Below are 12,098 nucleotides of genomic sequence, written 5' to 3' on the forward strand. Positions count from 1 at the left end.
GGGTTGCTCGTATGGCCAAGAAGGGAAAGTTTTTTTTCATATCGATTGTAATGCTGGTGCTCGTATTTGGTCTGGTCTATGCAGGGATTACACTGACGTCGAACTTTGGCAAGTCAACCACACAGGTGAGCACAGAGAATGCAGGTAAGGAACTGGGAAAACTGTACGCGGACATTGCGCCAGCGACGGCGGAACCGGTCAAAGGACAGATTGATCTCGATCCGGTTGACGTGGCGGAATCACTGCCGGACATCTCCAAATTTGCAATTGCCGTAGAGAATACAACAAATGATTACGTCGAAATCTTCTCTTCCCCAGAGAAGTCGGGCAGCGGGGTAGACGGCTGGTTAACCGAAGTGGGCGAGGAGTTCAACAAAGCTAATATTACCGTTGGTGGGAAACAGGTATCGGTCAAAATCCGCAACATTGCCTCCGGTACGGCCACCGATTATATCAAGTCTGGTAAGTATATGCCGGATGCATTCACACCTTCCAATGAACTATGGGGCGAGATGGTTGAGGCCAGTGGGGTGAAGACAGAGATGGTATCCGAGCGACTGGTCGGGAATGTTCCTGGTATTGTCATCTCCAAAGCCAAATATGATGCACTGGTTGATACGTATGGCTCCGTTAATGTAAAAACCGTGACAGAAGCCATTGCGAACAATGAACTCGCGATGGGATATACCGATCCATTTGCCAGCTCCACAGGACTGAATTTCCTGGTGACTGCACTGAATACGTATGACAGCGCCAACCCGCTTGGCGAGAAGGCTATTGAAGGGTTCGAAAAATTCCAGACGAATGTACCGTTTACAGCGTCAACAACGATTCAGATGCGGGAAGCTGCCAAGTCAGGCAGACTGGATGCCTTTGTACTCGAATACCAGACGTATGTGAATACCGCTGATCTGAAGAGTGGATACGTCTTTACACCGTTTGGTGTGAGACATGATAGCCCGCTGTATGCATTGGGACAATTGCCGCAGAATAAACAGGAAATCATCCAGAAATTCGCGGAATTCGTAACCCAAGCAAAGTACCAACAATCGGCGGAGGAGTTCGGTTTCAACGGGTTACAGGATTACAAATCCGAACTGGCTACCGTGGATGGCGGCACGTTGTTGTCTGCACAGAAAGTATGGAAAGAGAAGAAGAACGGCAGTAAACCAATTGCCGCCGTGTTCGTGACAGACGTGTCCGGAAGCATGGACGGCGAACCGCTTAACCGACTGAAGGAGTCCCTGCGCAAAGGGCAGAAGTACCTGGGCACAGACAACAGTATTGGCCTGGTTTCTTACTCCAGCGGCGTAACCGTGAATCTGCCGATTGCCAAGTATGATACAAACCAGCAGTCCATGTTTGTTGGAACAGTTGATAGTCTGCAAGCTGGCGGCGGTACGGCGACCTTTGATGGAATCGTGGTGGCGATGAAGATGCTGGAAGATTATATGGCTGCTAATCCGAATGTGAAGCCGCTGATCTTTGTCCTCAGTGATGGCGAGACCAACGAAGGTCATACCCTAAAGGATATCCGGGATCTGGTCGAGACGTACAAAGTGCCAATCTATACGATTGGGTACAACGCTGACATCAAGGCTTTGGAGAGCATCTCCAGCATTAACGAAGCCGCAAGCATCAATGCCGATACCGACGATGTCGTGTACAAGATTGGAAACCTGTTTAACGTACAGATGTAATCTAAAGGGGGAACTGTAGATGTCATTTTCAATGGAAATACCGAGCCAGAAGGAAATTCAGAAGGTCATTGAGGAAGAGGTGAAACCCGTGCCCGCCGAGGTCGCGGAGCTTCAACAAGTGGCAAATGCCAACGTAGAGATGATCATGACACTGGATCTCGAATCCCTGGAGAAACGCAAAGAGATTTTGCAATCCATTGACGGCTTTGGCATGAACACGATGAGATCCTCTTCTGAGAAAAACGCCTTGCTTCAAGTCTCCGTTGGACATCTGTCCAAGACGGGAGACGAGGGCGGTCAGGTCGCCAAAGGTTTGACCGAGCTGCATATGCAATTGAAGGATCTCGACCCGAGCGTAGTCGACTTTGCCAAGACCGGTTTCCTCGGGAAATTATTCAATCCGCTTCGCGCCTATTTCCTGAAATACCAGAAGGCTGACGCAGTCATCGCTGACATCGTAACCTCTTTGGATAAAGGCAGATCCACCCTGCGTAATGATAATACAACGCTGGAGATTGAACAGCAGAACCTGCGGGAACTTACCAAACGACTGCAAAAGGAAATTCAGCTTGGCGTGCTCATGGATGAGTCCATCGACGCGCAGATTGAAGCCGCCAAGGTTCGGAATGAAGACCCCGAGAAAGTCCGCTTTATTACGGAAGAAGTATTATTCCCGCTTCGTCAGCGGGTGATGGATCTACAGCAGATGTTAGTGGTGAATCAGCAGGGCATCATGGCGATTGAAGTGGTGATTCGCAACAACAAGGAACTGATCCGAGGCGTAGACCGTGCGAAGAATGTAACCATCTCTGCATTGAAAATTGCCGTAACTGTAGCGAGTGCTTTGTATAATCAGAAGATTGTATTGCAGAAAATTGAGTTGCTGAACCAGACGACCAATGATCTGATCGCCGGAACATCCAAGATGCTCAAGGATCAGGGGATTGCCATCCAGAAGCAGGCGTATGAAGCCAGCATCTCCGTGGATACGATGAAACAGGCGTTCACCGATGTGTTGTCAGCACTGGATTCGATCAGTCTTTATAAGCAGGAAGCTCTGCCAAGAATGCGCGAGACGATTAACCAGTTCCGTGAACTTGCGGATACCGGAGAGCAGCAGATTCAGCGGTTGGAGAAAGGGCAGAAGCTGGGGCTGTGATCAGAAGAGTGCAATAAATTTTACGTATTAGATTGTTATCATAATTCATAATTAGAAAAAGCGACCGTTCCTCATTAAATATGAGGAACGGTCTCTTTTTGGGCTTCTATGAAGATTGGTACTAACTGTCATACCCCAAGCTTCTTGCATAGGCGTATAACTGTTGTTCGCATTGATCCATTAGAACACTAGCGGTGTTTACTTTGGCATTACCCTGTTTTAGTAACGTGTAATTCACTTTGTTCTTGGATACTGCCTTTTGGTACAACAGGTACCCTTCGAGCTGAGTGTAACTTGCCTTGATAAATGTGGCGTGGATTTTCTTGATTTGCGGGTTGGTAGGCTTGATTTGTTTTGCCTTGGATACCAATTTCGTATAATTGGGGATCACCGTATTCGTAAGTTTAAGGTACATGGACTTGCGATTGGTTGAAGTTACCTGGGTGTCGATACTTTCCAAAGCGGTAAAGGCTTTGGCCTCATAAGTTTCAAGAGCAAATAACTGATTAGTGTACTCTTTAAATTCTGCATAACTCTGATCTGAATCTGAATATGTAGAGTTTACTACTTTGGCTGTATCAGCAGAAGCGGGTGGAGAAAGAAGCATCCCACCAAGCAAAACAAAACTGGTAATCAATGATATAATCCACGACTTCTTCAAATGTAATCTCATCCTCCTTTTGTTTGTATTCCATTGGATAACCTAACATATCATTACCAGAAATTACAGGAATACATTTACATAATTTTGGTGGGAAGCTTTCTTGAAATTAATCTCAATCACCCTACTAAAGGGAAGTAAGACGATTCAAAAAATCTCAGTTTTTTAACACGACATTATCCGGCTTGTAATGGATGATCTTGAACAACTCCTCGGCCATGTAGGCGGGGCTGTGCTTGAAATCTTGTCTGATCCACTCCATGATCATGCCAAATATCGCATGAGATTGGTAACTTGCCAATATTTCATGGTTGATGTGCGGAGGGAAGATATGGTTCAGATCCTGTAAGGCCAGATCCCGAAGAACATCACAGATCATGCGCTGGAAGTTGGAGGAAGCCTCAGATTTCACAACCAGTGTGTAGAATTGTGCGTGCTGGTGTACATGCTCAAATATAGTGATCGCCGAAGAGGGCATCAGATTGACTTCGAACTCTTCCTCATCCTGATAAGGTTTGCGGAAAGAAGTTACCAGATCCTGAATTACATCATCTATAATTTCGTTGAACAGGTCTTCTTTGTACTGATAATGTCTGTAGAAAGTTCCCCGGTTCAGGTCGGCTCGCTGCACAATATCCGTAATTGATATTTCTTTAAAGGGATGTTTTTGCATCAAATGGATGAGTGCATCCTTCAGTGCAGCTTTTGATTTTTTAATTCTTCGGTCCATCGAATTCAGAGTTTCAGACATCTATTTTCCTCCTCGCAAGTTCACATTATTAATTAAAGTACATTCGGGCTTAATAGTGTTGTTTAACGTACAACTGGACAAGCTTTTACTGATTGAAGTGAAACGCTATGACTTATTATACTAAGGAGAGGAGTTAATGAACATTTGTTTGTTAACTTATTGTAAACGAAGACACAAAGGAGGATACATGGAATGAAACTTCAAGATAAAGTTGCAGTTGTTACAGGTGCTGGTTCAGGTATGGGGAAAGCAATTGCCACGTTGTATGCTCAAGAAGGCGCGAAAGTCGTCGTATCGGATATTAACGAAGAATCCGCACAAGCGGTAGTCAATGATATTAAAGCACAGGGCGGAGAAGCGATTGTCGTTCTGGCCAATGTGGCTAAAGAAGAAGATGTGCAAAATCTGATCGATACGACGGTGAGCACATATGGTACAGTAGATATTCTAATTAACAATGCGGGAATTATGGATGGTATGGAGCCGGCAGCTGATATAACGGATGAGAAGTGGGAGAGATTGTTTGCTGTGAACACAACCAGTGTGATGCGGACAACACGTAAAGTATTGCCGATCTTCCTGGAAAAACAAAAAGGTGTTATCGTGAACATTGCTTCGGCAGGTGGATTGCACGGTGGACGTGCGGGAGCAGCTTATACGGCGTCCAAACATGCGGTCGTGGGCTTCACCAAAAATACAGGGTATATGTATGCTGAGCAAGGCATTCGCTGTAATGCGATCGCTCCAGGCGCTGTGGCAACCAATATCAGCACATCCATGACCGGTATTAGTCATTTCGGTGCAGGGCGGCAACAGCTTGGGATGGCAATCAACCCACGCATCGGGACAAGCGAAGAGATTGCCAAAGTGGCTTTGTTCCTTGGATCTGACGAGTCCAGCTTCGTGAACGGAACTGTCGTTACAGCAGATGCTGGCTGGAGCTCTTATTAATCCATTCAAGTGCAGACAAGCATGGAGTACGGAAATAGTGTGTGAATTAAGGAAGCCGCATGAGTATATGCGGCTTCTTTTTTTGCACCTATGCACGGTGGATAACAGCATCATATTCCGTGTAGGACAAACGTTTGCATTACTACACGGAAACCCGAAATGAATCAATCTGAGGGTGGCCTTGGTTTGGAAAAGAGTGAGGATTCACGCACGATCAGACGATGGGGGATAATGACCGGATTATGAAGCTGTGGTTCCCCACTAAGAATTTTTAACAATACCTGAACGGCTGTATAACCAAGCTGATAAGTCCCGATGTCGATAGAGCTTAGGGGTGGAGAAGCCAGTTCCGATAATGCAATATTGTTAAAACTGACCACACTGATATCTTCAGGCACCAGATAATGAAGCTCGGCAAGAGCTCTCAATACCCCAAAGGCCACGTTGTCATCGATGACAACAATTGCGGTGGGTCTGTCCGGCAAGGACATGAACAGCGACATCGCTCTGAATCCACTTTCCTGCAGAAATTCGCCTTCCACAATCCAATCACTATCCGCATCCAGCCCGGCTTGGGCAAGCGCTTTTTGGTATCCTAACATACGATCATGCGATAACGTAATGTCCGGAGGACCGCTGACAAATCCGATTCGAGTATGTCCCTGAGCGATTAGATGATGAGTCGCATCATAAGCGGTCTGCACATTATCGTTATCCACCATGGGGGCATTTGGATGAGCTTCACTGCGACCGATTAACACAAAAGGAAACTTTTCCGCTTCCAAAAATGAAATGATGGGATCGTCTCGCTTGGACCCAAGCAGCAAAATACCATCAACTCTACGGCCATGCACAAGGCGGGATATCGCATGCAATTCATTGTCTGATGATGTTTCGGTTGTTAGCAGCAATTCATAATTCATACGGGTGGCATGTGTAATAATACCTCGGAGCAGTTCCCCGAAAAAGTAATTTTGAAACAACTCTTCTGCAGGACGCGGAAGCATAATCCCAAGGGTATGTGTTGTTTTGGAAACCAGGCTTTTCGCGATGATGTTGGGATGGTAGTTCAATTCTTTCATAATTTGCTTCACTTTGAGAGACGTTTTGGTGCTGATTCTAGGATGGTTGGAAATCACCCGTGACACTGTAGAAGGGGAAACACCCGCCAATTTGGCAATATCCTTGATCGTAATCATGTAAAAAAATCCCTTCTGAACAATCGTATAAATATTCTCCTATGGTAATCCAAAGGATACGAGAAATCAATTGCTAACTGCCGAGTAAGGGATGCACGTGAAGTGAAATTAAGGAAGAAAGAGTCAGAACAAGGAAACAGGAAATTACTGTAGGTAGAAGAAGGAAATTGGTTAAAATTGAGCAAATATGGCTTGTGCAAACGTTTGTGCAAATAAAGATCGTTATTGTATGATGTGATTGTTATTGTAGCGCTTACATCAGTGGATTTACATACTTCTTGACTTGTTTACCCCTACATATTGAACGGAGAGGTCATCTTGTCTCCCATTTGAGCAAACGTTTGTACAAAATGGAATATGGGATGCAAAACCTGACAACATACGCAGACAAAAGGGTGAAAAGCGCGAACTTTGTTGGACCAAGCAGAGGGAAGGGGACATTTTACATGAGAAAATGGCAAGGGGCAACATTGTCCGTCATGATGGCTTTTACACTGGCTGCGTGCGGGGCTGGAGGCGGAAGTCCATCTCCAACTACGGCAGGTGAGAATCCGGAGGAAGTTGTAGAGCTGACAGCCGAGAACCTTCAGCCTGAAGAAGGTGCAACGCTGGTGATCTGGGAGGATAAAAATCAAAGCAGCTTTATTGAACAAAGAGCCAAAAAATTCGAAGAAAAATATGGGGTAACGGTCAAAATGGAGGAGTTGCCTCCAACCGATCAGGTAACCAAGCTGACGACGGATGGCCCAGCGGGTCTGGCGGCAGATGTCGTTGTTTTCCCACATGATAAGATTGGTAGCGCTTCAGAGGCGGGACTTATTCTGCCCAATGACATATTTGAAGCAGAGACCGTAGGGAACACCAGCGACAACGCGCTGAAGGCAGTGACGTTCAAGGATATCCTGTACGGCTATCCGTACAGCGTGGAGACCTACGCCCTTTTCTATAACAAGGCACTCTATCCAGAAGCTCCGAAAAACTTTGATGAGATTATCAGTTTCGCTAAGACGTTCAATAATGTGAAGTCCAATCAGTATGCGCTGATGTGGGAATTGCAGCAATTTTACTATAACTATGCGTTCCTGGCTTCACAGGGCGGTTATATTTTTGGAGACAACGGGATGGATAGCACGGATCTCGGTCTGAATAACGAAGGAGCCCAGAAGGGTGGACAGTTCTTGCAGACGCTGAAATCGGAAGTGCTGCCGCTCAAGATGGGTGATGTGAACTATGATATTAAAAAAGGATTATTCTCCAGCGGCAAGCTGGCTATGGACATTAACGGTCCATGGACCATTGCCGATTATCGCAATGCAGGTATTGATTTTGGCGTTGCTCCGCTTCCGGCAATCGATGGTAAACCGATGACCTCCTTCTCAGGTGTTAAAGCCTATTATGTGAATGCATTTACACAATACCCGAATGCGTCGAAGCTCTTGGCAGCGTTCCTTTCCAATGAAGAAGCTCAGATGGAGAACTTTGACCTGAACGGTACACTTCCTGCGAACAAAAACGTAGCTGCTGATCCGAAGCTACAAGAGGACCCAATCAACAAGGCGTTCCTGGAACAGTTCAATAACTCAACTCCAATGCCTTCGCTTCCTGCCATGGACAGCGTATGGGGACCAATCACTTCGGCTATTACGGACATATGGGATACCGATAAGGACGTAAAGGCATCGCTGGACAATGCTGTGAAACAGATCCAGGAAAGCCTCGCAACCGTCCAATAAGGACGAACGGCGAATCCGAAGATATGCATAAGAGCTGCATAAATTGAACTTCATATTTACACAAAAACGGAGAGGACAGAAGGAAGCTGAAGAAGTGAAGCTAAAAGCTTTCTGAAAGAAAGCTACTTCGGAAGCATAGGCTCGCCTTTATCACCGATCGGAAGCTTGTTCTGTCATCGGAGTGGTCAGTGTAAGTACACTTTTGTTCAATGTATACAGGTTAGCAATAGGCGGGGAGGAGAGAGCGAATGCAACAGCAGCATGTCCCGGTGCCTGTTGGACCGAACAGGGAAAGACAGCACCGGATGACAGCGGCCATATGTTCCATCATACTGCAAGGTCTTGGACAGCTGTACAATCGACAATGGATTAAGGGAATTTGTCTACTGTTACTGGAGGGAGCGGGGCTTGCGTACCTGCTTCCTCGCCTGTCACAGGCTGTATGGGGCATATGGACACTGGGGGAAAATACACAGCGTTTTGTCAAAGTGAATGGGTCTACTGTACTTCAAAGGGGAGACCATTCCATCTTTTTGCTGCTTGATGGCATTATCGTACTGCTGGTGTTTTTTGTGTTTATTCTGATCTACATCCTGAATATCCGGGATGCGTACGTCACGGGACTCGCGAGGGAAGAAGGCAAGCAGACCCTGGGTGTAGTGGCATCGCTTCGGAACATGATGGACAAAAACTTTCCGTATCTGTTCCTGTCCATCCCGGCACTAGGTATTCTTTTCTTCACCGTTATGCCCATCCTGTTTACGATCACGATCGCGTTTACCAACTATTCGGCCCCGGATCATATTCCGCCAGCCAAACTCGTGGACTGGGTGGGCTTCAAGACGTTCAGTGATCTGATTCAATTGAAATCCTGGAGCCAGACATTCTACGGTGTACTCACTTGGACGGTCATCTGGGCCATTTTGGCTACAGTCACCACCTATTTTGGCGGCGTACTTGTGGCACTGTTGATTGAACAGAGGGGCATACGCTTCAAAAAGCTGTGGCGGACGATCTTTATTTTGCCTTATGCGATCCCACAGATCATCTCCTTGCTGCTTATGCGTAATTTGTTCAATGGTCAGTTTGGTCCTATCAATACGTACATGAGAGCATTTGGGCTGGAGGGATTACCCTGGCTGACAGATCCGTTCTGGGCTAAAGTCACCGTCATTGTCGTCAACATGTGGATTGGTATTCCGGTCAGTATGGTGCTGATTCTGGGTGTATTAACAGCCATTCCTCGTGACCTCTATGAGGCTGCCGAAGTGGACGGAGCATCTGCGTTTCAGAAATTCCGGATCATTACGATGCCGTTCATTCTTTTTGCCACAACCCCGGTACTCATCATGCAGTTCGCCGGAAATTTCAACAACTTCAATGTCATCTTCCTGCTGACCAACGGAAATCCATTGCGGGGAGACTACCAGTACGCAGGGGCAACGGACCTGCTGGTGACCTGGCTCTACAAGCTCACACTCGACAATAACAAATTCAATATGGCTTCAGCGGTAGGTATCATCATCTTCCTCATTATCGCTTCATTCTCCATCTGGAACTTCCGCCGCTCCAAATCATTCAAGGAGGAGGACATGATTCAATGAAGACACGTAATAATCCACTGCGTCTGGCCCTGAGTTATGTGCTGTTGCTGATCATCGCCGTTGTCTCCATCTACCCGGTGCTCTGGATATTTCTCTCTTCTCTGAGACCTGGTGCGGCATTGTTCAGTGAACGGTTGTGGCCGGAAGCATTCACGCTTACTCATTACGGTGAGCTGTTCAATAACCCGTCCTTTATGTACGGCAGATGGTATATGAATACGCTGAAAATTGCCTTTTTCACGATGATCTTTTCCACGTTGATGGTGACACTTGGGATGTATGCATTGTCCCGCTTCCGCTTCCGTGGACGTAAAACGATTCTCTCCACCATGCTGATCCTCGGGATGTTCCCGAGTTTCATGAGCATGATTGCAATCTATATCATTTTGCTACAAATTAAATTGCTCGACACCCATGCTGCGCTCATCCTGGTCTATTCATCAGGAGCGGTACTGGGCGGATTTATCGTCAAAGGTTTCTTTGACACCATCCCGCGTAGCCTAGACGAAGCGGCGCGCATGGATGGTGCGAGTCACCTGCGAGTATTCACCAGCATCATCCTGCCCTTATCCAAGCCGATGCTTACTTATGTGGCGCTGACCAGTTTCACCGGTGCGTGGATGGACTTTATCTTCGCCCGGCTGGTGCTGCGGACAAAGGAGAACTGGACGCTTGCGGTGGGCATGTGGGATCTGGTCAACCGTTATCAGGACAGTAACTTTACGATGTTTGCTGCGGGGGCGGTACTGATTGCCATTCCAATTACACTGCTGTTCGTTTTCCTACAGCGATTCCTTGTTCAGGGTCTGACGGCAGGAGCTTCGAAAGGGTAATACCGTGCCATAACAGCATAGTCAGCCGCGATATCTGCGGCACGCCAACCAGGCACTTCCGTGATGTCATGTCTTTGTCGACTGGCACTGCTGCGGAAGTGCCTGGTTCTGTATGGGCTCGAATCATGATTAGGGAGGAACGTGATTTATGGGCATGAACCCGTCCAGTGAGCCCGAGATTATCGGATACCGAGATGGACAAGCTGCATTGCATAATACCAAAGCTCCGCGAACACTATGGCGTAATGTTACCTTTCGGAGGATATTGTACGGCTATGGCATCTCGGTTTTTGGGGATTGCTTCAATGGGATTGCGATCAGTCTGTGGGTGTTACAGACCACAGGCAGTGCAAAGAGCATGGCAGCTGTACAGATCTGCAATATGGCTGTCAGTTTTCTGTTTGGATCGGTGGCGGGTACGGTTGCAGACCGATTGGATCGCAGGAAGCTGATGCTGGCCTCGGATGTATTCCGCGGTGTGATGGCTGTGCTGATTGCGATTAGCCTGTTCGGTTGGCATGCTCCGTTTCCGGTGGTGCTTCTGTTGCTCTCACTCTCCATGTTTTCAAGCCTGTTTCAGGCCCCTGCATTCCACGCCTCTGTAGCAAGTATGGTGGGCAGGGAGCATATTCAACAAGCGACGGGAACCATTCATATGGTGGATAATCTTGCCCGAATCAGCGGACTAGCGGCGGCGGGAGTTGCTGTTGCTGCATTTGGCGGATTCGTTGCCATATTAATTACGGGGGCAACCTTCCTGTTGTCCGCAGTCTGTGTACTGATGGCAGGGCGCTTTCCAGAGGTACAGCGATCCGATAGTCAGCAGACCACGTTTGCTCAGGAGTGGCGCAGTTCGTTTGGCTACATCTATCGGAATCCTTTGATCCGATCCATCGTATTGCTCAATCCGGTGCTGATTTTGTTTTTCATGTCGGCCATGATGCTGGTTCAAGTGATGGCGGTCAAGGTATGGGAGGCGAATCCGGTGCAGTTTGGATTAATTGAGACCTGTATTCCGCTGGGATATATGATTGGTTCTGCGCTTCTGATTGCTTCGGGGAAACGATTGAAGCGAAGAGGGAGATGGGTGTTTATCGGTCTGATTGTATTAGGGCCGCTTTATATTTTTTTGGCGAATGTATCCTCACCAATTATGGCGTTACCGTTCATCGTGGGCGGAGGTGCGATGTTCGCCTGCTGTACGATGCTCACCCAGATTATGCTGAGGACAGCCGTTCCGGACGAGCTGCAAGGAAGAGTCTATGGTGTAGTTGGAACAATCACCAGTACAGCGCCTATTCTGGGATTGACGGTTGTCTCCGTATTGGCTGATCAGTGGGGGGCAGCTTCTGTGCTGCAAGGCGTGGGCATATTACTGCTGGCGACAGGTATTCTGGCCGCTACAACATTGAAGTCGATCCGAACCTATCAATGACATGTATGATACATCAAATTGATATGAATTGAACCCACATGTACACATTCAACAGAGAGAGGATAGTAGCAA

Annotated in this window: 10 protein-coding genes; 7 read left to right on the top strand and 3 right to left on the bottom strand. The window is 47.2% G+C overall.

What is annotated here, in order from left to right:
• Positions 1-11: 11 nt before the first annotated feature.
• Together NST38_RS04920 and NST38_RS04925 are read left to right on the top strand one after the other, a co-directional pair.
• Positions 12-1,700 (top strand): vWA domain-containing protein, encoded by a 1,689-nt coding sequence (locus NST38_RS04920; RefSeq protein WP_076253454.1) that lies wholly within the window; start codon positions 12-14, stop codon positions 1,698-1,700.
• Positions 1,701-1,719: 19 nt separating this feature from the next.
• Positions 1,720-2,859, top strand: coding sequence for a toxic anion resistance protein (locus tag NST38_RS04925; RefSeq protein WP_017690481.1), 1,140 nt, complete (start codon positions 1,720-1,722; stop codon positions 2,857-2,859).
• 121 nt (positions 2,860-2,980) lie between these two features.
• On the opposite strand, the gene NST38_RS04930 is transcribed toward NST38_RS04925, so the two are convergent.
• A complete protein-coding gene (locus NST38_RS04930) occupies positions 2,981-3,520 on the bottom strand; it encodes a hypothetical protein (RefSeq protein ID WP_076253453.1) in 540 nt (179 codons plus the stop codon).
• A 157-nt stretch (positions 3,521-3,677) separates the two neighbouring features.
• A complete protein-coding gene (locus NST38_RS04935; RefSeq protein ID WP_076253452.1) occupies positions 3,678-4,271 on the bottom strand; it encodes a TetR/AcrR family transcriptional regulator in 594 nt (197 codons plus the stop codon).
• A 192-nt stretch (positions 4,272-4,463) separates the two neighbouring features.
• On the opposite strand from NST38_RS04935, the gene NST38_RS04940 reads away from it, so the two are divergent.
• Positions 4,464-5,222, top strand: a complete 759-nt coding sequence (locus tag NST38_RS04940; protein WP_036672609.1) for an SDR family oxidoreductase — start codon at positions 4,464-4,466, stop codon at positions 5,220-5,222.
• Between the two features lie 164 nt (positions 5,223-5,386).
• Here NST38_RS04940 and NST38_RS04945 read toward each other — a convergent pair whose 3' ends face one another.
• The gene (locus NST38_RS04945) at positions 5,387-6,421 is read right to left on the bottom strand and encodes a LacI family DNA-binding transcriptional regulator (protein ID WP_036672606.1); all 1,035 of its coding nucleotides are present in this window, start codon (positions 6,419-6,421) and stop codon (positions 5,387-5,389) included.
• Positions 6,422-6,867: 446 nt separating this feature from the next.
• Between NST38_RS04945 and NST38_RS04950 the strand changes: the two genes are divergently transcribed.
• From NST38_RS04950 to NST38_RS04965, 4 genes are all read left to right on the top strand, one after another.
• Entirely contained in the window at positions 6,868-8,154 is a 1,287-nt protein-coding gene (locus NST38_RS04950) for a sugar ABC transporter substrate-binding protein (protein WP_076253451.1), read from the top strand.
• Between the two features lie 248 nt (positions 8,155-8,402).
• The gene (locus NST38_RS04955; RefSeq protein ID WP_076253450.1) at positions 8,403-9,758 is read left to right on the top strand and encodes a sugar ABC transporter permease; all 1,356 of its coding nucleotides are present in this window, start codon (positions 8,403-8,405) and stop codon (positions 9,756-9,758) included.
• Positions 9,755-10,591, top strand: a complete 837-nt coding sequence (locus NST38_RS04960) for a sugar ABC transporter permease (protein ID WP_017690474.1) — start codon at positions 9,755-9,757, stop codon at positions 10,589-10,591. Before NST38_RS04955 ends, NST38_RS04960 begins: the two co-directional genes overlap by 4 nt.
• A gap of 148 nt (positions 10,592-10,739) precedes the next feature.
• Positions 10,740-12,026, top strand: a complete 1,287-nt coding sequence (locus NST38_RS04965) for an MFS transporter (protein WP_083684865.1) — start codon at positions 10,740-10,742, stop codon at positions 12,024-12,026.
• Positions 12,027-12,098 lie beyond the last annotated feature (72 nt).

Source organism: Paenibacillus sp. FSL H8-0104 (assembly GCF_038050215.1).
Taxonomy (GTDB): domain Bacteria; phylum Bacillota; class Bacilli; order Paenibacillales; family Paenibacillaceae; genus Paenibacillus; species Paenibacillus amylolyticus.